This window comes from Brucella ciceri (assembly GCF_041930145.1).
Lineage (GTDB): Bacteria > Pseudomonadota > Alphaproteobacteria > Rhizobiales > Rhizobiaceae > Brucella > Brucella intermedia.
In genome coordinates this window covers 213,295-233,487 of sequence record NZ_JBHEEV010000004.1, presented here as the reverse complement: position 1 = coordinate 233,487, position 20,193 = coordinate 213,295, and the positions used below count along the sequence as shown (strand labels likewise).

Sequence of the window (20,193 nt, the reverse complement as noted above, 5' to 3'; positions counted from 1 at the left end):
CGCCATGCATAGCACAAAGAAAAGCCCTCGCCAGAGCGAGGGCTGAATCAAAAGCCGAAAGCCTTCAGGCTTTACGCTTTCACTGCAAAAGCGATTTCACGATGGCGCTAGCCTTGGTGAAATCCATCTTGCCGGCATAACGCTCCTTCAGGACCGCCATGCACTTGCCCATGTCGCGCAGGCCCTGCGCGCCGATTTCAGCAATTACATCCGCACAGGCCTGCTTAATCTCGTCGTCCGACATCTGTTGCGGCAGAAACTCGGAAATGATCGCGATTTCCTCACGCTCTGCTTCGGCCAGCTCGATACGGCTGCCTTCCTCGTAGATGCGGGCGGATTCTTCACGCTGCTTGACCATCTTGCCGAGGATGCCCAGCAATTCTTCGTCCCCGACCGGGTCCTTGCCAGCGGTGCGATTGGCGATATCTCGGTCCTTTACCGCAGCCAGGATCAGCCGCAGCGTCGACATGCGGCGCTTTTCCTGTGCTTTCAGCGCGGTCGTGAGGGCCTGGGAAATCTCCTGGCGAAGCATAACGTCTCTCCTGACGGTGTTTGTTCTGTGTTGTTCGTTTCGTGCATCTATACAGCAAGCGAATAGAAACGCCGAGCTGTCCGAACCGGCATCCCGAGAAATAATGCGACGATTATCGTCATTATTTCGGGAAAGCCCCGCTTCGGACGATTGACCCGGCCTTCAAGTTTCTCTATTGCTCAAGGCTTAGCAGGACATCGGCACGTGCTCGCGGCGGGAGGTTTGAAATCCCCGCTGCCTTTTGGCGCATATATGACCCTTGACGCTTCATCTTTCAAGCTACCTTACCGGTGGCGGGGTGAAACGCGAACGCGTGCCGCATAATGCATGTCGCCCAAAGGCGGGAACCGGTTTTGGGGCAAAGGCATGCATGCAAACAAACAGTTAGAGCCTCGATTTGATTCCATCAGTCCGGTGCACTAACTGGTAACGAAATAACAGCACACGCTGGCGTGCGGCTAACAAACAGGAGTGCAGACCATGACAGAAACGACACCGAAAACAGCACCCTGGACTGTCGAGAAGCGAACCGCCATCCTGGTTCTTGCGGACGGAACCGTGATCGAAGGCAAGGGCCTCGGCGCAGTTGGCGCGGTCGAAGCCGAAGTCGTGTTCAACACGGCGCTGACCGGTTACGAGGAAATCCTGACCGATCCATCCTATGCCGGACAGATCGTCACCTTTACCTTCCCGCATATCGGCAATGTCGGCACCAATGCCGAAGACGTCGAAGACCTGACGCCCGCCAACCGGCACGGCGCGGTCGGCGCAATCTTCAAGGCCGACATCACCTCGCCGTCGAATTTCCGCGCAAAAGAAGATCTCGACGCCTGGCTGAAGCATCGCGGCATCATCGCGCTCGCCGGCATCGACACCCGCGCGCTGACTTCGCTCATTCGCGAGCGCGGTGCCCAGAACGCGGTCATCGCGCATGACCCGAGCGGCAATTTCGACCTTGATGCACTCAAGGCGCGCGCTGCCGCATGGAGCGGCCTCGAAAACCTCGATCTCGCCAAGGACGTCACGGTTGGCCAGAGCCTTACATGGAAGGAAACGCCATGGACGCTCGCAGATGGCTACGGTGAACAGGAAGCCCCGGAATATCACGTGGTGGCGCTGGATTTCGGCGTGAAGCGCAACATCCTGCGCCTGCTTACCGGCCTCGGCGCAAAAGTCACCGTTCTGCCTGCGACCGCGACGGCTGAGGACGTTCTGGCCCACAATCCGGATGGCGTCTTTCTCTCCAACGGCCCCGGCGACCCGGCAGCGACCGGCGAATATGCCGTGCCGACCATCAAGAAGCTTGTCGAAACCGAACTCCCGGTCTTCGGCATCTGCCTCGGTCACCAGATGCTGGCGCTCGCGCTTGGCGGACGCACCGAAAAGATGCATCAGGGCCATCACGGCGCCAACCATCCGGTGAAGGACTACACGACCGGCAAGGTCGAGATCGTCTCGATGAACCACGGTTTCGCGGTCGATTCGGACTCGCTGCCGGAAAATGTCGAGGAAACGCACGTCTCGCTCTTCGACGGCACCAATTGCGGCCTGCGCGTTGTCGGCAAGCCGGTCTTCTCGGTACAGCACCATCCGGAAGCATCGCCCGGCCCGCAGGATTCGCACTATCTGTTCCGCCGTTTCATCAATCTGATCCGCGAAAAGAAGGGCCAGGCGCCGCTTCCCGAACGCGAACAGGCGGCTTGAACGCTGCGCATGAACCATCAAACGAAAAGGCCGGAGCGAAACTCCGGCCTTTCTTTTTGTATCGGTCAGACCTCCGACAGTCTGGCCGGTGCGGTAGGCCGCACCCGCGCCACCACGATGACCAGCGCCAGAAAGACCAGCCCGGCGCCCACGGCATAGGGCATGCCCGCGAAAACGAACGGCGCGTTCTTGCCGGTGAAAATCGCGAAAAGCTGCGTGAAGATGAGCGGGCCGATGATGGTCGTAATGCTCGACACGCTTGTCAGCGCGCCCTGCAATTCGCCTTGCGCCGAAGGCGGAACCTTGCCCGCCGCGATGCTACGCAGCGGCGGATCGGCCAGCCCTTCCAGCGCCGTCAGGAAGATGACGGCATAAACCATCCAACCCTCCCATGCGATGGCGTAGCCGATCAGCCCCAGACAGGAGAACAGCACACCGGTCATCGCCGTGCGCTTTTCACCCAGTATCGGCAGGACCCGTGGCAGAACCAGCGCCATGACGAATGCCGCGCCAATGCCGAAAAGCCCGAGCGAAAAGCCGATCTGCGCTTCGCTCCAGTTATAGCGATAAGCGCCGACAAACGCCCAGACGGACGGGTAGACGGCATGGGCCAGCCAGAACAGGAAGAAGACCAGCACGACCCAGCCGATGCCCGGATAGTTGCGCATCTGCTTGAGTGCCCCCAGCGGATTGGCGCGGGCGAACTTGAACGAGCGCCGGTTTTCACGCTTCAACGTTTCCGGCAAAAGGAAATAAGCCAGAATGAAGTTGATGAACGACAGGAACGCCGCACCGTAGAACGGAACGCGCGGGCCGAACTCGCCCAGCAAGCCGCCCAGAACCGGGCCAAGCGCAAAGCCGACACCGAAGGCAATGCCGATCAGGCCGAAATTGCGCGCGCGATTGCTGTCATCGCTCACATCGGCGATGTAGGCCGAAGCCGTCGCGAAGCTCGCTCCGCTGATACCCGCCAGAATGCGGCCGACAAACAGCATCCAGTAGGTGGTTGCGAGCGCGCAGATCAGATTGTCGAGCGCGAAGGTGAAGATCGAGGCGAGCAGCACCGGGCGCCGCCCGAACCGGTCGCTCAGATTGCCGATCATCGGGGCGAACAGGAATTGCATTCCGGCATAGACCAGCAGGAGCCAGCCGCCATCGACGGCAGCGGTGCTGATATCCGCGCCGGTCAGCTCTTCGAGAAAAGTCGGCAGAACCGGCATGATGATCGCAATGCCGATAATGTCGAGAAACAATGTCATAAAGACGAGTAACAAGCCCCGCCGTACAAACTGGGGATCATGCATGGGACACCTGAAATATGCTCCACGACGGACGAGGTGGAACAGTCATAAATTGTGTTGATTGGAGAACTCGCGCGCCATCGCCGCTCAAAACTGAGCGTCACGCTTGCAAATCGGGAAAAGGGCCGCGCCGATCAAAAAGCATTTATCTGGAAAATTATTTCACGACAAGGCGAATATTGCCCGGTTTCGACAAAAAGAAAATGGAATTCCGCCGGATAAAGAAAAAGGCGGTCGAAACCGCCTTTTCCGCAACATCGAAACGATCTTAAACGTCACCGCTGAACGTATCGCATGATTCCAGCTTTCCGCTGTCGAAACCACGCTGGAACCATTTGGCACGCTGGGCCGAGGTGCCATGGTTGAAGCTTTCAGGCACCACATAACCCTGACTGCGGCGTTGCAGCGTATCGTCGCCGATCTGGTGGGCCGCATTGAGCGCACTTTCCAGGTCGCCCGACTCCAGTATGCCCTTCTGCTCCGTGTAGTAGCCCCACACACCGGCGAAGCAATCGGCCTGAAGCTCGACGCGAACCGACATCTGGTTTGCCTGCGCTTCGCTCATCTGCTGGCGCATCTGGTTGAACTTCGGCAGGATGCCGAGCAGGTTCTGCACATGGTGGCCGACTTCATGCGCAAGAACATAGGCACGCGCAAAATCGCCGGAAGCCCCGAAGCGGTTGGCCAGTTCGTTATAGAAGCTCAGATCGATGTAGAGCTTGCGGTCGCCGGGGCAGTAAAACGGCCCTGAAGCCGCAGATGCAAAACCGCAGGCCGAACGAACCTGTCCCGAAAACAGCACCATCGTCGGCTTGGTATAGGTCTGGCCGCGCGACTGGAAAATGCCGCTCCAAACGTCTTCCGTCTCGGCAAGGATGGTGCGGGCAAACTGCGTCGTCTCGTCATTGGCAACATTGCCGCCTTCGGCAACCGTCCGTCCCGACTGGTCGGCCTGCTGCGTCACGCTCGGCCCCATGCTGCCGTCACCGAACAGGATTGGCAGCGGATCGATGCCCACGGCGCGCAGCACGAAGAACATCACCACCAGAATGAGGATGCCTGAAATCCCGCCGCCACGGACGATTCGAAATCCCGGACCGCCTAGGCCCCCGCCGCGACCGAAGCCGCCACCTGCACCACCGCCCTGCTCTCCGCGCAGATCTTCAACATTGTCGCTTTGCCTACGGCCTTGCCAGCGCATTGACCAACTCCCGTGCACCGTGCCGCCCTTAACGAAGCGGCACCAAACTATACCTGTAATTGTCGCATAAAGAGTTGGCACGGCAACATAAAAAGTAAATGGCAGCGTCAATCACAAACGAAGACTCTTTCGCAATAGTTTGCTCACAAGAAAACCCGTTCGGCTTCGATAGACCAAACCTGCCGCAAGGAGAGCCAGCAGAAGGCAGGCCAAAAGAAATGACGACCTCCATCCATAAGGAAACGCAACCTCGTTCATGATGCGTCCGGGCATGAAGGCAAAGAACCCTGCTCCGGGAATTCCGCCGAGATAGACGCTTCTCATGATCCTGCGATGTGCCTCTAACTGTCCTGCCCGAGCAGCAACGACGGCGCGCGCACACCCCGCCAGCACCAGTATCGAAAGAATATGTATCGGGCTGAAGCCGCCTATGAGATTGATCTGGTGAATGAAAAAGCTGGAGATCGCTATTGCGACCATCAGAATCACCCAAAGGCGCCCGAGCGCCTTGTGCAGTCTCGTACCCTTACGGCGCATGAAGATGACAAGGCCGATGATGGCGGCGGGCACGACAGTCGCGACATGGATCTGAATGGCAAGCGGTGCATGAAGAAGCGGTTCGAAGTTCATCGCAGCGTTCCTGTTGAATTTCCTGTCGCTTTCAACAAGACTGCGCTCATCTCAATCGAAACGGCGTCAAATGCGGGAAAACTACGTGACCGGAGGCTTGTTGCAATTCGCGCTTCGCGAATTGTCGACCATCATTCGTGCGCCGCGCCTGTGGGGCACCTTCTTCGTGGTCGTGCTGATCTTCACCGTTACCGGCCCCTTCGGAACGGACCAGTCCATGCCGGTTGCGGTTCGCTTCTTTTACTGGCTCTCGGTGCAGTTTTCCGGTTGGTCCACCGCAATCGCCTTTTCCGTTCTGGCGGATGCTTTCCTTGCACCATTTTTCAAGCATGCCTTTGCCCGCATGATGGCCGGCGCCGTTGTGGCCGCCCTTCCGATCGGGCTCTGGATCGGGTTTATCGGCTGGGGCTTTTCGGGCAGAATGCCCACGGCGAGTGCGGTTCTCGCCAACGCCTCGGTCGCCTTGCCCCTCAGCGCCCTTTTCTGCATTCTCGCCTACATGACGCTCCGCCGTGAGCTGGAATCCGTCCCGAGAGATGTCGCCGACACGCCGCCGCCATTGCTCGCCCGGCTGAAACCCGGCAATCGCGGCGCGATTCTGCGTCTTTCCGCGGAAGATCACTACACAAGGATCGTCACCAGCCGGGGAGAGGAACTTCTCCTTCTCCGCTTTTCCGATGCCGTGAATGAGGTCGGCAATACGAGCGGACTTCAGATTCATCGCTCGCACTGGGTTGCCGACCGGCACGTTGCAGAATTGCGCAAGACCAATGGCGGTCTCAGCCTGCTGACCAAGGACGGCACGCTGCTGCCGGTCAGCCGCGCGAGCGGGAAATCAGCCCGCGAACGCTTTGGTTCGGTTATAACATCCACGGAGAAAGCAGAATTTTCGTGAATGCCCCCACTTTCTTTGAAATAAAACGATTTGTGGGGTTCCGCTTATCGAAATGATTGCCTATAAGGCCCGCTTAGCCCACAGAATTCATAAGCTGCCAACCCGCCGGAAAACCGTGCGGGCTTTTCTGGCAGGCTAAGAAGCATGTCTCTCGAAAGTGGGAACCGGTTTCGGGACAAGATCATGCGCGCGAAGAAGATAGGATGAGCTCATGCCGAAACGTACAGATATCAAATCGATCCTGATTATCGGCGCGGGCCCCATTGTCATCGGCCAGGCTTGCGAGTTCGACTATTCGGGCACGCAGGCCTGCAAGGCGTTGAAAGAGGAAGGCTACCGCATCATCCTCGTCAACTCCAACCCCGCCACGATCATGACCGATCCCGATCTGGCCGATGCGACCTATATCGAGCCGATCACCCCGGAGGTCGTGGCCAAGATCATCGCCAAGGAACGCCCGGATGCGATTCTGCCCACCATGGGCGGCCAGACCGCGCTCAACACCGCATTGTCGCTCCGCCGCATGGGCGTTCTTGAGCGCTACAATGTCGAGATGATCGGCGCCAATGCGGAAGCCATCGACAAGGCGGAAGATCGCGCGCTCTTCCGCGAGGCGATGCAGAAGATCGGCCTCGACACGCCGGGCTCGATGCTCGCCAACGCGACCGAAATCAAGGATGAGGACCGCAAGCGCCACGAAGCCAAGCGCGCCGAAGTGAAGGCGCAGTTCTCCGGCGACGATCTCGACAAGGCGCTCGACAAGCTGGAAACCGAATGGCAGCTCGGCGAAGTGGAGCGCAAGCAGCGCTATATGAGCCATGCGCTTGCGAAGGCAGCGCAGGCGCTCGACGTGGTCGGCCTTCCCGCCATCATCCGCCCGAGCTTCACGCTCGGCGGCACCGGCGGCGGCATTGCCTATAACCGCCAGGAATTCTTTGAGATCATCGAACGCGGCCTCGACGCCTCGCCGACGACCGAAGTTCTGATCGAAGAGTCGGTTCTGGGCTGGAAAGAATATGAAATGGAAGTCGTCCGCGACAAGGCGGACAACTGCATCATCATCTGCTCGATTGAAAACCTCGACCCGATGGGCGTCCACACGGGCGACTCGATCACGGTTGCGCCCGCGCTGACCTTGACCGACAAGGAATACCAGATCATGCGCAACGCCTCGATTGCGGTGCTGCGCGAGATCGGCGTCGAAACCGGCGGCTCCAACGTCCAGTTCGCGATCAATCCGGCCAATGGCCGCATGATCGTCATCGAAATGAACCCGCGCGTGTCGCGCTCTTCGGCTCTGGCTTCCAAGGCAACCGGCTTCCCGATCGCCAAGGTCGCGGCCAAGCTTGCCGTCGGCTACACGCTCGATGAACTCGACAACGACATTACCGGCGGTGCAACGCCTGCCTCGTTCGAGCCGTCGATCGACTATGTTGTTACCAAGATCCCGCGTTTCGCCTTCGAGAAATTCCCCGGCTCCTCGCCGATCCTGACCACCGCCATGAAGTCGGTCGGTGAAGTGATGGCCATTGGCCGTACCTTCCAGGAAAGCTTGCAGAAGGCACTGCGCGGTCTCGAAACCGGCCTGACCGGTCTCGATGAAATCGCCATTCCCAATATCGAGGAAGGCGACGAGAAGAACGCCATCCGCGCCGCCATCGGCACGCCGACGCCGGATCGTCTGCGCATGGTAGCGCAGGCAATGCGCCTTGGCCTCACCACCGAGCAGGTCCACGACGCATCGAAGATCGATCCGTGGTTCCTCGAACAGATCGAAGCCATCGTGAAGACTGAAGAGCGCATTCGCGAACATGGCCTGCCGCAGGACGCTGAAAACCTGCGCATGCTGAAGGCCATGGGCTTCTCCGATGCGCGCCTTGCAAGCCTGACCGGCAAGGACGCGGAAGACGTGGCCAAGCTGCGCGCCGATCTCGACGTGCATCCGGTCTACAAGCGCATCGACACCTGCGCCGCCGAATTCGCCTCGCCGACCGCCTATATGTACTCGACCTACGAAACGCCTTTCGTCGGCCAGCCGCGCTGCGAAGCCGAAGTGTCGGATCGCAAGAAGGTCGTCATTCTCGGCGGCGGTCCGAACCGTATCGGTCAGGGCATCGAGTTCGATTATTGCTGCTGCCATGCAGCCTTCGCGCTCGGCGATGCCGATTACGAAGCCATCATGGTCAACTGCAACCCGGAAACGGTTTCGACCGACTACGACACCTCGGACCGTCTCTATTTCGAACCGCTGACCGCGGAAGACGTGCTGGAAATCCTGCGCGTCGAGCAGGAAAAGGGTACGCTCCACGGCGTCATCGTGCAGTTTGGCGGCCAGACCCCGCTGAAACTCGCCAATGCGCTTGAAAAGGCAGGCATTCCGATCCTCGGCACCTCGCCGGACGCCATCGACCTTGCCGAAGATCGCGACCGCTTCCAGAAGCTGCTGATCAAGCTCGATCTCAACCAGCCGAAGAACGGCATCGCCTATTCGGTCGAACAGGCCCGCCTCGTCGCCGCCGATCTCGGCTTCCCGCTTGTCGTGCGCCCGTCTTATGTTCTGGGTGGCCGCGCCATGCAGATCATCCATGATGAGCGTTCGTTGCAGAACTATCTGCTCGACACCGTGCCGGAACTGGTGCCCGAAGACATCAAGGCCAAGTACCCGAACGACAAGACCGGCCAGATCAACACGTTGCTCGGCAAGAACCCGCTCCTGTTCGACACCTATCTGACCGAAGCCATCGAAGTAGACGTCGATTGCCTCTGCGACGGCAAGGACAGCTTTGTCGCCGGCATCATGGAGCATATCGAGGAAGCCGGCATCCACTCGGGCGACAGCGCCTGCTCGCTGCCGGTGCACACGCTTTCGGCTGAAATCGTCGCCGAACTGGAACGCCAGACGGCAGCGCTGGCCAAGGCGCTTCATGTCGGCGGCCTGATGAATGTGCAGTTCGCCATCAAGGACGGCGAAATCTTCATTCTAGAAGTCAATCCGCGTGCATCGCGCACGGTTCCCTTCGTCGCCAAGACGGTTGGCACCCCGATTGCCAAGGTCGCAGCCCGCATCATGGCCGGTGAAAGCCTTGAGGCAGCCCTCGGCGCCTATGGCGGCAAGCCGAAGACGCCTTCCCGTCCGCATATCGCGGTCAAGGAAGCCGTGTTCCCGTTTGCCCGCTTCCCCGGCATCGACACGCTGCTTGGGCCTGAAATGCGCTCGACCGGCGAAGTCATGGGTCTCGACTACGACTATGCTCTGGCCTTTGCAAAGGCACAGCTTGGTGCCGGCGTGGAACTGCCGCGCGAAGGCACGGTCTTCGTATCGGTCCGCGATGAGGACAAGGAACGCGTGCTCGGCCCCGTCCGCCTGCTGGCAAGCATCGGCTTCAAGGTCATGGCGACCGGTGGAACGCAGAAGTTCCTCGAAGCAAACGGCGTCGAATCGACCAAGGTCAACAAGGTCATCGAAGGCCGTCCGCATGTGGAAGACGCGATCCGCAATCGCCAGATTCATCTGGTCTTCAACACGACGGACAGCGCAAGTGCTGTTTCCGACTCCAAGTCGATCCGCCGCGCAACGCTGATGCAGAAGCTGCCTTACTATACCACGATGGCCGGAGCGGAAGCCGCTGCCGAAGCCATCGCAGCCCTCAAGGCAGGCTCGCTGGAAGTTCGTCCGCTTCAGGATTACTTCCGCTGACCGCATAGGGCATTTCCAGCAAAACTGCGAAGCGGTTTTGCGTGAGGCAAATGCGACAAAACAAATAGTTAGAGCAGTTCCAACGACTCCGTTTTAACCGGAACCGTTCTAACTCATGAAAGTTGAAAAGCCGCCGGGCGACCGGCGGCTTTTTTCATGCCGTTTTCACGGCCCGCACCTCGAGAGGCTTTCCCGAAGGGTCGTCTTCCAGACTGATCTGCTGGGTAAAAAGCCCGTCATGCAGATGCGGCTTGCCAAGATGAATGACCGCTGCATCTTTCAGCTCGGTATTCAGCATGTCGCGAATCCGGTCATAGGCTTCGGCATCGAGGCCATCGAGCGCGCCATCGATGACGATCCACTGCGGTTTCTGCAGGATCAGGCGGGCGAAAGCTATACACTGGCGCTCATCATCCGTCAGGACGCGATCCCAGCGTGCAGCGTGGTCAAGACTGGTGGTCAGACGTTCAAGCCCGGCCCGCCGCAGAACATTCTCCAGATCCTGTTCGGAAAACTTCTTGATATCGAGCGGATAGACGATCACGCCCTTGAGATTGCCCGGCGGGAAGTAGGGCGCGCGCGGCATGAAGGCGACGCCATCGCCAGCCGGCATGCCGATCCGCCCCTCGCCCCATGGCCAAAGCCCGCCCAATGCGCGGAACAGCAGCGTTCTCTGTGTCTCGGTCCCGCCAGTCACCAGCACTCGCTCGCCGGGCTTGACCGAAAAGGCCTTGCGGGAAAGCTTCAGGCACTGATCAGGCGCGGCAATGGAAACATTGTCCAGCGTCAGCCTGTCATCGTCATTCGTTGCAAGGTCGATCTGCCGGTCCAGATGGCCAAGCGCATCCATGTGCAGCACCGCCTGACGAAAACTCGCAACGCGGAGCAGCGTCGCGCGCCAGTCGGCGATCGCACCGAAATTATCGACGAACCAGCGCAGCGCATTATGCACCTGCGTGAATGCGCCGACCGCCATCATCAGCCCGCCGAACGTCAGCCCGCCACCGAAATAGACCGGCGCCGCAACGAGGATCGGCGCCACGATCGTCAGCCAGCCATAACCTGCCGTCACCCATGTCAGCCGCGTGGTTGCATAGACGATCTTGCGGATCGCGCCCAGAACTGCATCGATGTCCAGATCGAGGCGGCGTCTCTCATCCCCCTCGCCCCGCGACAGGGTGATGGCGTCCAGATGTTCATTGACCCGCATCAGCGATGCACGGAAATCCGCCTCGCGCGCATAGCGGTTGGCGTTGATATTGACCAGGCTGCGCCCCACGATCCATGTGAGCCAGGAGGCAGAAGCCGCATAAAGGATGACGGCCCAGACCATGTAGCCGGGGATGGAGAAACTGTAGCCCGCGACATGAAACACGAAACCGCTCGACAGCGACCACAGCACGCCGACGAAACTCACCAGAATGACGGTCGACTGGAGCAGGTTGATCCCCAGATCGCACGACATTTCCGCAAAGTGCCGCGCATCTTCATGCAGGCGCTGATCCGGGTTGATGCCGATCTCGCCCGCATTGGCGAGGCGGAACGCCCTGCCTGGCGCCAGCCATTGCCCTACCAGATCGCGCGCCAGCCCTTCACGCATCTTGAGCTTGAACATCTGGTTGAGCCAGGTCTGCGATACGTTGAGAAGCAGAAGAGCGCCTGCAATGCCGAAGAACACCATCAATTGATGGAAGAAAGCCTGCAAATCCCGACGGGCAAGTGCATCGTAGAACGGTTCGTTCCAGCGATTGATTGCCACCTGCCCGATGGCGATCAGTACGACAAGAGCGAAAATCCCGGCCCCGAGCGCAATCAGCGTGTTGCGCACCGGCGAGACCAGAAAAGCCCCGACCATCATCGAAACCTGTGAAAAAAGATCGGTCCCATCGCGCGACGGCGTGCCGCCGATCAGCTTGGCGGAACTTTTGCGCAGGCGTTCCGTGACGCTGCGTCTGGGCTTCTTGCGGCGGCGCTCCTTCCCGGGTGCGCTCTGCTTCGTCTTGTCCTTGTCTGGTTCAGACGTCATTTCCTGCCTCGCTGCCCGTGGCCCGCTCGATTTTGCAGATACTCATTAGAGCATTTCCAGCAAAAGTGGGCACCGGTTTTGCGTTGGGAAATGCGTCACTACAAATACATAGAGCAGTCCGGCGATTCCGGCTTCACGCGGAAGTCAAAGATTGGAGATCGGCACATTTTTTCGCGCAGGAGAGCTGATACGCCCCACAACAATATGCGGGTTTTACCGGCAGGCTTTCGCTGCAATGATGGCCGGAACCCGAACCCTGCCGGAAAGCAATCCATGGCTGTCACGATCAAGCCCATCGACAAAGTGCTCATTTATGCAACGTGGAACGACCGCCTTCTGGTATTTGAAGAACCGGATTTTCCCGAAACACCGCTACAGGTGCCGGGCGGCACAGTCGATGCGGGAGAAGATATTCTCGCCGCTGCCTATCGCGAATTCGCCGAAGAGACAGGGCTTCTCCATGGCGATGGCATGATCCACCTCGAAACCGTCGATTACGACTATCCGGAAAGGGGCTCCAGGGAGCTGCACCGCCGCCATTGCTTCCACCTGAAATGGAACGCCCCAATGCCTGAAACCTGGGATCACTATGAAATGTCGCCTTGCGATGGCGGCGCGCCGATCCTGTTCCGCCTGTTCTGGCTCGACCGCAGGAGCGCGCAAAACCGGCTGGGCCTCGGAATGGCTGAAAGCATCAGTAAAATCAGTTTCTAGCTCGCATTCTATCTATCTTGTATTGGTCAAATTTGTCGCATATAGTTAGCGCATCGATTTTTCGGTCGAGTGACTTTGCGACCCGTGCGGCCCGCCGTGCTTCCTGACGATCTCCTGTCCATAAATTCGATTCACGGGCACGTGTGCGAAGCATACGGACTTAAAAATTACTATGTTACAAAGGACATTCCCATGGCTACGGGAACAGTTAAGTGGTTCAACACGACCAAGGGCTTCGGCTTCATCCAGCCTGATCAGGGCGGCACGGACGTATTCGTTCACATCTCCGCCGTTCAGCGCGCTGGCCTTGCCACGCTCGACGAAGGTCAGAAGGTTTCTTACGAAATCGTTCAGGACCGCCGTTCCGGCCGTTCGTCTGCAGACAACCTCGTCGCAGCCTGATCGTCAGAATATAACGAAAAAGGCGGGTCCTCGGGCCCGCCTTTTTTGTTTGTCCGCCGTTCCGTTCAGCCCCGTCCCATCGCGCTTGCGCCAAGAATGAGGGCGGCAACCAGCGCGGCAATGGTGCGGATGTGATTCCACAAGGTCCAGTCGCGCACATAAGCGAGCCAGGCGTCGGCGGACGCAGCGGCATTGACGTCCATCACGGCAAGCTGGTTGTTCAGCGGCACGTTGAGAACCATCGTGACGCCGATAGTGCCGACGAGATAGACGGCAGCGCCGGCCACCGCCCACGTCGACAGGCCCCCGAAGCCCATCAATCCCAGCACGATAATCGCGAGGCACAGTAATGCGGTGCCGAAAAAGGCGGCGAAGAACGTGCTGTTGAGCACGGTGATGTTGATCGACTGCATCGCCATCATGCCCGCGCTCGCCGGAATGCGCGCCAGCGCGGCCATCACAAAACTTGAGAACGCATAGAAAATGCCGCCTGTAATGGCGCTGCCCCATGCCGTCAGCAGAACCAGCAATTGAAAACCTGTCGTCATGACTGTCCTCCCTCTGTCGTCGGCGGCAGCTTTATCCGCACGATACCTGTTCACCTTCGCGGCCAAAAATCTGAGTAACCCTCATATTTGCAATATGTGAGTAATCCTCATATTCTGTCAAGAGCGAAATATGTGAGTCGGTCATGAAGCAGAATTCCGCCGGGCAAGCAGAGGCCACCAGCACCACTGTCCTCCGCCGCACGCCCAGCCAGAGCCGCGCGCAGGAAAAGATCCGTCGCATCGCAGAATGCGCCACGGCTCTGATCGCCGCCAAAGGCAGCGACAGTCTCAGGATGAGTGAAATCGCCCAGCAGGCCGGTATTTCCATTGGCGCGCTCTATCAGTATTTCCCCGACAAGAGCGCCCTGATCCGCTACCTGTTTGAAAGCTCCAATGCACAATCGCGCCAGTGTATCGCCGAAGGGCTCGCGACCGCCAGTTCGGCAGATGAGCTGATCGTCGCCTTCAATGCATTGATCGATGAATATCTGGGGCTGATGCGGCTGGAACCGGCAATGCGCGACATCTGGTCGGCCACGCAGACAGACAAGTCCCTGTCAAAGCTGGAAATTGCTGAGAGCAGGCAGAACGGCCAGCTTCTGGCCGATACGATCCGCCGGATCGCCCCCGGCAAGCTGCCGCCGCAACTGGACGAAACTGCGTTCCTGCTGATGCATTTCGGTGAATCCACCATGCGCATCGCCGTCGAAGTTTCGGAAAGCGAATGCGATGCGCTGATAGCGGCTTACAAGCTGATGGCCACGCGCAGCCTGCGCGACCTGATGGCAGGATAGGAGCTTAAGGCAGCCACTCGATCGGCACATGCCCCTTGTCGCTGGCGACACGCTCCAACCATGCACTCACGGCGGGATATTGCTTCATATTGAAACCACCCAGATGCGCTTCGTGCGTATAGGCATAGAGCGCGATATCGGCCACCGTATAAGTGTGACCGGCGATGAACGGCGTTTTCTTCAACTGGGTTTCCATCACGGCCAGCGCCTTTTCGCCGCCAGCCAGCGTGGAAGCGAGACGCTCAGGCGTCGCATCACGCGACCGCTCCGGATAGACCATCAAGGCACGGCGCACCGCGATATAAGGCTCATGGCTGTATTGCTCGAAGAACAGCCATTGATAGACCAGAGCGCGCTCGTAGGGGTCTTGCGGCAACAGGGGCGTCCCCTCCGCCAGATGCAGGAGAATGGCGTTCGATTCCGCGAGGAAACGCCCGTCTTCCAGTTCCAGCAGCGGAACCTTGCCGTTTGGGTTCCTGGCCAGATATTCCGGTGTCCGCGTCGATCCATCAAGCGAGGAAACCGCGACGTGACGAAAGGGCTTGCCGATCTTCGCCAGAAGCAGGCGAGGCTTGTAGCAATTGCCGGAATCGGCGTGTTCATAAAGCGTCAGCATGGTCGTCTCCTGTTTTGCCGCAATATTCCTGCCCGCCAGCTTCCTGTCCAATCAGTTTCTTTGCGCTAATATGTCAGCATTGCTGATGGATCTGTTCGTTTCGGCAACACATTTGCGCGAAATCCGGCAATTGCGGACGAATTCTCAATCCATCTGTTGCGCTTCCCGCGCCGATGGGACATAGAAAATCCGCAAAACCGGACCGCGCCCGGTGCCGGTTAACAGAGCCTGCCATTTATGGAGATCTATCATGGCATTTCTCGCCGACGCCCTTTCCCGTGTTAAGCCTTCTGCGACCATCGCGGTCAGCCAGAAAGCACGTGAACTGAAAGCCAAGGGCAAGGACGTGATTGGTCTCGGTGCGGGCGAGCCCGACTTCGACACGCCGGAAAATATCAAGCAGGCGGCTATCGACGCCATCAATCGCGGCGAAACGAAATACACGCCTGTAGCCGGTATCCCCGAGCTGCGTCAGGCCATCGTTGCCAAGTTCAAGCGCGAAAACGGCCTCGACTACAAGCCGGAACAGACGATCGTCGGCACTGGCGGCAAGCAGATCCTGTTCAACGCCTTCATGGCGACGCTGAACCCCGGCGATGAAGTCATCATCCCTGCCCCTTACTGGGTCAGCTATCCTGAAATGGTGGCGATCAACGGCGGCAACCCGGTTTTCATCAACACGAAGATCGAAGACAATTTCAAGCTGACCGCAGCCGATCTGGAAAAGGCGATCACGCCGAAGACCAAGTGGCTCATCTTCAACTCGCCGTCGAACCCGACCGGCGCGGCTTATACGGAAGCAGAACTGAAGTCCCTGACCGAGGTTCTGGTTCGTCATCCGCATGTCTGGATTCTGACCGACGACATGTATGAGCATCTGGTCTATGGCGATTTCGTCTTCACCACGCCTGCTCAGGTCGAGCCGTCGCTCTACGACCGCACGCTCACCATGAACGGCGTGTCGAAGGCCTATGCCATGACGGGCTGGCGCATCGGCTACGCAGCCGGACCGCTGCAGCTCATCAAGGCCATGGACATGGTTCAGGGCCAGCAGACCTCCGGCGCCTGCTCTATCGCACAGTGGGCCGCAGTCGAGGCCCTCAACGGCACCCAGGACTTCATCCCGGAAAACAAGAAGATCTTCCAGGCCCGCCGCGATCTGGTCGTCTCGATGCTCAACCAGGCCAAGGGCATCAAGTGCCCTACACCTGAAGGTGCGTTCTACGTTTATCCGTCCTGCGCTGACCTGATCGGCAAGAAGACGGAAGCTGGCAAGGTCATCGAGACCGACGAAGATTTCGTCACCGAATTGCTGGAAGCCGAAGGCGTCGCCGTCGTGCACGGTTCGGCATTCGGCCTCGGACCGAACTTCCGCATTTCCTATGCGACGTCGGATGCGCTGCTTGAAGAAGCCTGCACCCGCATCCAGCGCTTCTGCGCCAGCCTGCGCTAGAGCATTTCCAGCAAAAGTGCGTAGCGGTTTTGCATAGGATAATGCGACGGAACAAATAGTCAGAGCAAAGAATACCAAGGGGCCGAAAGGCCCCTTTTTCATATCCGCAATTTGAGACATGCCGTGGCGGGCGTGTCCGGCTTCCCGGACCTGTCAAAAGAGACAGTTGAGCGCGAAAAACATCTGGCTATCGTTGCAATGCGTCGCCCGGCCGGGCGAAAAGCCAAAAAAAAAGCCAGACAAATGTCTGGCTTTGAGTTTTGAAGGTGCCTTCGAGGCAAACCTCCAGAGGGGAACACTCAGCCCGCGCAAATGGGAGGAGGAAACGCAGCGCTGAGATGACCTTTATATGCCTGTTGCCCATTGTTTTTGCAATGAGACTTTAGCGCAATGCAGCTATGCGTTTTACGCATGTCTTGACCAGGCAAGAAAATCCTTTGAAATCATCTGGTTACTCCGAACAGAATTACTTCGTAATATTATAATGGGCAGATCAACCGCCTAAAGCATGGGCATCGGCGACAAGGCAATGCCCGCAAATTTGGCAAATCACCCTTTTTGAGTCGCCCGAAGCAGATGTCACGCAACTGTCACTGCAATGCAGCGGGCCTGTCACATAACGAGCCTAAAAGCCCCGGCAAGACGCCGCGCATGACGCGCCTGGCGCATGTGCAGCGCGTGAAAAAGCGCTGCCCCCCACAGACAGACCCGAGAAGGAGCGTACCCGTGCGGATCGTTCAGATTACAGACACTCACCTCAGCCCCATCAAGCCGCACTTCAACCGCAACTGGGAACCGCTCGTTGCCTGGATCGACCAGCAGAAGCCCGATCTCATCATCCACACCGGCGACCTCACAGTCGATGGTGCAGACGTGGAGGCCGACCTTCTGTTCTGCCGCGCCTGCCTCAACGAACTTCCGGCGCGTGTCCTCACCCTTCCGGGCAATCACGACATCGGTCATCTTCCCGAAAGCCACCAGCCCGTCAATGCGCAGCGCCTGATGCGCTGGCGCCGACATATCGGCCCGGACCGCTGGGCGGAAAATTTCGGAAACTGGCGCATTATCGGCCTCAACAGCCTCATCATCGGTTCCGGTGAAGCCGAAGAAGCCGAACAGTTCCAGTGGCTCGAGGACGAATTGAACAACAGCGACGGCAAGCCGGTCGCCGTCTTCGCGCACAAGCCGCTCTTTGTCGACGATCCGGATGAGGGCGACAGCGGTTACTGGGGCATCCGCCCCGCCCCGCGCCAGCGCCTCTATGATCTTTTCGCGCAGTATAATGTGCAGCTCCACGCCAGCGGCCACCTGCACCGCGCCTGGTCGGGCGACGCCTTCGGCACGAACTATGTCTGGGCGCCTGCCGCCGCCTTCATCGTCGGCCCGATGGAGCGCGACCTGCCCGGCGAGCGCATACTCGGCGCTGCAATTCACGACCTTGGTGAAGTCGCCACGAACAGCATTGTCCGCATCGACGAGCTGACCCCCTATGTCATCGACGATGTGGTGCATGAAGTCTATCCGCACCACACGGGCGACGGCGAGAAGGCCACCGAGGAGGCAAGCCAGTGAGCACGCTCGTCCTTCGCGACATCGGCAAATCCTACGGAGGCAACCGCATTCTCGATGGCATTTCCATCGAAGCGGCGGAAGGCGAATTCATCGCCCTCGTCGGCCCTTCGGGCTGCGGCAAGAGCACGCTTTTGCGCATTCTCGCCGGTCTCGACCATGCGGATGAAGGAAGCGTCGAGCTTGCGGGACGCAACATAACCGGCGCGCATCCCGCCGACCGGAACATCGCCATGGTTTTCCAGTCCTATGCGCTCTATCCCCATCTGACGGCGGCGCAGAACATCGCGGTGCCGCTTGCCATGCGTGACCTGACCGCCGTGGAACGCCTGCCGATGGTAGGCGCCTTCCTGCCCGGCCAGCGGCGCAAACGCGCCGCCATCCAGAAACAGGTCAAGGCCACCGCGACCAGCCTCAGGATCGACCATCTGCTCGACCGCAAGCCGGGCCAGATGTCGGGCGGCCAGCGCCAGCGCGTCGCGCTTGCCCGCGCGCTCGTGCGCCAGCCGGGCGCATTCCTGATGGATGAGCCGCTGTCGAACCTCGATGCCAATCTGCGTGTCCACACCCGGGCCGAGATTGTCGAATTGCATCGCCGCGCCGGTGTCCCCACCATCTACGTGACCCACGATCAGGCCGAAGCGCTTAGCATGGCCGACCGCGTAGCGGTGATGATGGGCGGCAAGCTGCTGCAGATCGACACGCCGACCGCGATCTATAACGATCCCCGCCATATCGAGGTCGCGCAATTCATCGGCACGCCGCGCATCAATATTCTGGAAGCATTGGTCAGCGATAACGGCATGGTGCATTTTGCCGGTCGCGCCATCCTGCAGGATGTCGCCGCCCATTCCGGCACCAATATCCGCATCGGCATTCGTCCCGAACATTTCCGGCTCAAGCCGCACGACAAGACAGGCCTTGCCGGCACGGTCTCGCGGATCGAGTTTCTCGGCTCGGAAGTGCTCGTCTACCTCAAGGCTCCTGGCTCCCCGCAGGACCTCACCGTGAAGCTTGCGCCCGAAGAAGCCCGCGATATCGTCGTTGGCCTCCCGGTCGGCCTGCATTTTGATGCCAGCCACGCCTATCTCTTCGGGGAAGATGGCCTGCGCCTGCGCCAGCCCGCCGGAAATATCGTCAAGACGGCATCGCCGGAAAAGGCTGCTGCCCATGTCTGATGTCGCGATCCCCGCTCCAGCGGCCACCAGTGCACGGACGGCAGCTGAGGAAGCCCGCCGCCGTGAAGAACGGCTTGCCTGGAAACTTGCGGCTCCGGCCATCATCTTGACGGTGCTGCTTATTCTCCTGCCGACAGCCGCCGTCATCTTCTGGAGCCTTACCAATTTCGAGCTTGGTTATGACGGTTTCGAATTCATCGGACTGGAAAACTACGCCGAACTGTTCAGCGACCGGACATTTCTGATCTCGCTGAAGAACACCGCCATCTACACCGCCATCGTGGCGCCCGCTTCCGTCTTCCTCGGCCTCGGCGTGGCGCTCCTCATCGAAGGCGAAGTTCGCGGCAAATCCTTCTTCCGCACCGTCTATTTCCTGCCGGTCGCCTCGCTGCTCGTCGCCATGGCAACCGTCTGGCAATATCTGCTGCACCCGACGCTCGGCCCCGTCAACGCCATGCTGGGCATGATCGGCATTGCCGGTCCTAACTGGCTCGGCTCCAGCGATACGGTTCTGTTCAGCCTCGCGCTTATCGGCATCTGGCAAAGCGTCGGCTTCAACATGGTGCTGTTTCTGGCCGGTCTCACCGCCATCCCGCGAGAACTCTATTCGGCTGCCGAAGTGGATGGTGTGAAAAACGGCTGGGAGCGCTTCCGGCTGGTCACATGGCCCCTGCTCGGCCCGACCACGCTTTTCGTCACGACGATCAGCATTATCAACGCCGTGAAGGTCTTCGAGACGGTCAAGACGCTGACCGAAGGCGGCCCGAACAAGGCTTCGGAAGTCCTGCTCTGGACGATCTACCAGGAAGGCTTCGTCTATCTGCGCGTCGGCTATGCCTCCGCCATGACGGTGATCTTTCTCGCGGTCCTCGTGATCCTGATGATGCTGCAATTCCGCGTGCTGGACCGCCGCACCCATTATTGAGGATACCC

At 59.3% G+C, this 20,193-nt stretch carries 18 protein-coding genes; 11 read left to right on the top strand and 7 right to left on the bottom strand.

All coding sequences use genetic code 11. The features are described from left to right. Window positions 1–79: 79 nt before the first annotated feature. Window positions 80–532: a GatB/YqeY domain-containing protein gene (locus JNC63_RS09875; RefSeq protein WP_021586921.1), complete on the bottom strand. Its 453-nt coding sequence runs from the start codon at window positions 530–532 to the stop codon at window positions 80–82. Between the two features lie 480 nt (window positions 533–1,012). Here JNC63_RS09875 and carA point away from each other — a divergent pair, with 480 nt between their 5' ends. Next, window positions 1,013–2,236: a glutamine-hydrolyzing carbamoyl-phosphate synthase small subunit gene (carA, locus tag JNC63_RS09870; RefSeq protein ID WP_021586922.1), complete on the top strand. Its 1,224-nt coding sequence runs from the start codon at window positions 1,013–1,015 to the stop codon at window positions 2,234–2,236. A 65-nt stretch (window positions 2,237–2,301) separates the two neighbouring features. Here the strand turns inward: carA and JNC63_RS09865 are convergent, their stop codons facing one another. Continuing rightward, the gene (locus tag JNC63_RS09865) at window positions 2,302–3,540 is read right to left on the bottom strand and encodes a TCR/Tet family MFS transporter (protein WP_006467271.1); all 1,239 of its coding nucleotides are present in this window, start codon (window positions 3,538–3,540) and stop codon (window positions 2,302–2,304) included. Window positions 3,541–3,643: 103 nt separating this feature from the next. Here JNC63_RS09865 and JNC63_RS09860 point away from each other — a divergent pair, with 103 nt between their 5' ends. Further along, window positions 3,644–3,835, top strand: a complete 192-nt coding sequence (locus JNC63_RS09860) for a hypothetical protein (RefSeq protein ID WP_138725351.1) — start codon at window positions 3,644–3,646, stop codon at window positions 3,833–3,835. Here JNC63_RS09860 and ypfJ read toward each other — a convergent pair. After that, a complete protein-coding gene (ypfJ, locus tag JNC63_RS09855; RefSeq protein WP_006471647.1) occupies window positions 3,806–4,738 on the bottom strand; it encodes a KPN_02809 family neutral zinc metallopeptidase in 933 nt (310 codons plus the stop codon). The genes JNC63_RS09860 and ypfJ overlap by 30 nt on opposite strands. Window positions 4,739–4,849: 111 nt before the next feature. Beyond that, window positions 4,850–5,368 (bottom strand): DUF2306 domain-containing protein, encoded by a 519-nt coding sequence (locus JNC63_RS09850; protein WP_374846286.1) that lies wholly within the window; start codon window positions 5,366–5,368, stop codon window positions 4,850–4,852. Window positions 5,369–5,438: 70 nt separating this feature from the next. Here JNC63_RS09850 and JNC63_RS09845 point away from each other — a divergent pair, with 70 nt between their 5' ends. Both JNC63_RS09845 and carB read left to right on the top strand, forming a co-directional pair. Beyond that, a complete protein-coding gene (locus JNC63_RS09845; protein ID WP_063620805.1) occupies window positions 5,439–6,263 on the top strand; it encodes a LytTR family DNA-binding domain-containing protein in 825 nt (274 codons plus the stop codon). A gap of 211 nt (window positions 6,264–6,474) precedes the next feature. Continuing rightward, entirely contained in the window at window positions 6,475–9,960 is a 3,486-nt protein-coding gene (carB, locus tag JNC63_RS09840) for a carbamoyl-phosphate synthase large subunit (RefSeq protein WP_063620803.1), read from the top strand. A 154-nt stretch (window positions 9,961–10,114) separates the two neighbouring features. On the opposite strand, the gene JNC63_RS09835 is transcribed toward carB, so the two are convergent. After that, the gene (locus JNC63_RS09835; protein WP_063620799.1) at window positions 10,115–11,986 is read right to left on the bottom strand and encodes an ABC transporter ATP-binding protein/permease; all 1,872 of its coding nucleotides are present in this window, start codon (window positions 11,984–11,986) and stop codon (window positions 10,115–10,117) included. A 273-nt stretch (window positions 11,987–12,259) separates the two neighbouring features. Between JNC63_RS09835 and JNC63_RS09830 the strand changes: the two genes are divergently transcribed. Beyond that, window positions 12,260–12,700, top strand: coding sequence for an NUDIX hydrolase (locus JNC63_RS09830; protein WP_063620797.1), 441 nt, complete (start codon window positions 12,260–12,262; stop codon window positions 12,698–12,700). A gap of 192 nt (window positions 12,701–12,892) precedes the next feature. Next, the gene (locus JNC63_RS09825; RefSeq protein ID WP_006471898.1) at window positions 12,893–13,102 is read left to right on the top strand and encodes a cold-shock protein; all 210 of its coding nucleotides are present in this window, start codon (window positions 12,893–12,895) and stop codon (window positions 13,100–13,102) included. Window positions 13,103–13,167: 65 nt separating this feature from the next. Here the strand turns inward: JNC63_RS09825 and JNC63_RS09820 are convergent, their stop codons facing one another. Then, on the bottom strand, window positions 13,168–13,650 hold the full coding sequence (locus JNC63_RS09820) for an anthrone oxygenase family protein (protein ID WP_063620795.1): 483 nt from the start codon (window positions 13,648–13,650) through the stop codon (window positions 13,168–13,170). 143 nt (window positions 13,651–13,793) lie between these two features. Between JNC63_RS09820 and JNC63_RS09815 the strand changes: the two genes are divergently transcribed. Then, window positions 13,794–14,444: a TetR/AcrR family transcriptional regulator gene (locus tag JNC63_RS09815; RefSeq protein WP_063620793.1), complete on the top strand. Its 651-nt coding sequence runs from the start codon at window positions 13,794–13,796 to the stop codon at window positions 14,442–14,444. Between the two features lie 4 nt (window positions 14,445–14,448). Here the strand turns inward: JNC63_RS09815 and JNC63_RS09810 are convergent, their stop codons facing one another. Continuing rightward, window positions 14,449–15,060: a glutathione S-transferase family protein gene (locus JNC63_RS09810; RefSeq protein WP_063620791.1), complete on the bottom strand. Its 612-nt coding sequence runs from the start codon at window positions 15,058–15,060 to the stop codon at window positions 14,449–14,451. Between the two features lie 250 nt (window positions 15,061–15,310). Between JNC63_RS09810 and JNC63_RS09805 the strand changes: the two genes are divergently transcribed. From JNC63_RS09805 to JNC63_RS09790, 4 genes are all read left to right on the top strand, one after another. After that, a complete protein-coding gene (locus JNC63_RS09805) occupies window positions 15,311–16,513 on the top strand; it encodes a pyridoxal phosphate-dependent aminotransferase (protein WP_021586932.1) in 1,203 nt (400 codons plus the stop codon). Between the two features lie 726 nt (window positions 16,514–17,239). Continuing rightward, window positions 17,240–18,085 carry a metallophosphoesterase family protein gene (locus JNC63_RS09800; protein WP_063620789.1) on the top strand — a complete coding sequence of 282 codons (846 nt, stop codon included), beginning with the start codon at window positions 17,240–17,242 and terminating at the stop codon, window positions 18,083–18,085. After that, entirely contained in the window at window positions 18,082–19,260 is a 1,179-nt protein-coding gene (locus JNC63_RS09795; protein ID WP_063620787.1) for an ABC transporter ATP-binding protein, read from the top strand. The genes JNC63_RS09800 and JNC63_RS09795 overlap by 4 nt, the downstream gene beginning before the upstream one ends. Then, the gene (locus JNC63_RS09790; RefSeq protein ID WP_006467286.1) at window positions 19,253–20,185 is read left to right on the top strand and encodes a carbohydrate ABC transporter permease; all 933 of its coding nucleotides are present in this window, start codon (window positions 19,253–19,255) and stop codon (window positions 20,183–20,185) included. The genes JNC63_RS09795 and JNC63_RS09790 overlap by 8 nt, the downstream gene beginning before the upstream one ends. Window positions 20,186–20,193: the final 8 nt, after the last annotated feature.

Excerpts from the sequence above, each read along its gene's own strand:
- JNC63_RS09825 (WP_006471898.1), top strand. The coding sequence starts at position 12,893 with ATGGCTACGGGAACAGTTAAGTGGTTCAACACGACCAAGGGCTTCGGC.
- carA (WP_021586922.1), top strand. The coding sequence starts at position 1,013 with ATGACAGAAACGACACCGAAAACAGCACCCTGGACTGTCGAGAAGCGA.
- JNC63_RS09850 (WP_374846286.1), bottom strand. The coding sequence starts at position 5,368 with ATGAACTTCGAACCGCTTCTTCATGCACCGCTTGCCATTCAGATCCAT.
- JNC63_RS09830 (WP_063620797.1), top strand. The coding sequence starts at position 12,260 with ATGGCTGTCACGATCAAGCCCATCGACAAAGTGCTCATTTATGCAACG.
- JNC63_RS09845 (WP_063620805.1), top strand. The coding sequence starts at position 5,439 with ATGCGGGAAAACTACGTGACCGGAGGCTTGTTGCAATTCGCGCTTCGC.
- JNC63_RS09865 (WP_006467271.1), bottom strand. The coding sequence starts at position 3,540 with ATGCATGATCCCCAGTTTGTACGGCGGGGCTTGTTACTCGTCTTTATG.
- JNC63_RS09790 (WP_006467286.1), top strand. The coding sequence starts at position 19,253 with ATGTCTGATGTCGCGATCCCCGCTCCAGCGGCCACCAGTGCACGGACG.
- JNC63_RS09820 (WP_063620795.1), bottom strand. The coding sequence starts at position 13,650 with ATGACGACAGGTTTTCAATTGCTGGTTCTGCTGACGGCATGGGGCAGC.
- ypfJ (WP_006471647.1), bottom strand. The coding sequence starts at position 4,738 with ATGCGCTGGCAAGGCCGTAGGCAAAGCGACAATGTTGAAGATCTGCGC.
- JNC63_RS09875 (WP_021586921.1), bottom strand. The coding sequence starts at position 532 with ATGCTTCGCCAGGAGATTTCCCAGGCCCTCACGACCGCGCTGAAAGCA.
- JNC63_RS09835 (WP_063620799.1), bottom strand. The coding sequence starts at position 11,986 with ATGACGTCTGAACCAGACAAGGACAAGACGAAGCAGAGCGCACCCGGG.
- JNC63_RS09810 (WP_063620791.1), bottom strand. The coding sequence starts at position 15,060 with ATGCTGACGCTTTATGAACACGCCGATTCCGGCAATTGCTACAAGCCT.
- JNC63_RS09805 (WP_021586932.1), top strand. The coding sequence starts at position 15,311 with ATGGCATTTCTCGCCGACGCCCTTTCCCGTGTTAAGCCTTCTGCGACC.
- carB (WP_063620803.1), top strand. The coding sequence starts at position 6,475 with ATGCCGAAACGTACAGATATCAAATCGATCCTGATTATCGGCGCGGGC.
- JNC63_RS09815 (WP_063620793.1), top strand. The coding sequence starts at position 13,794 with ATGAAGCAGAATTCCGCCGGGCAAGCAGAGGCCACCAGCACCACTGTC.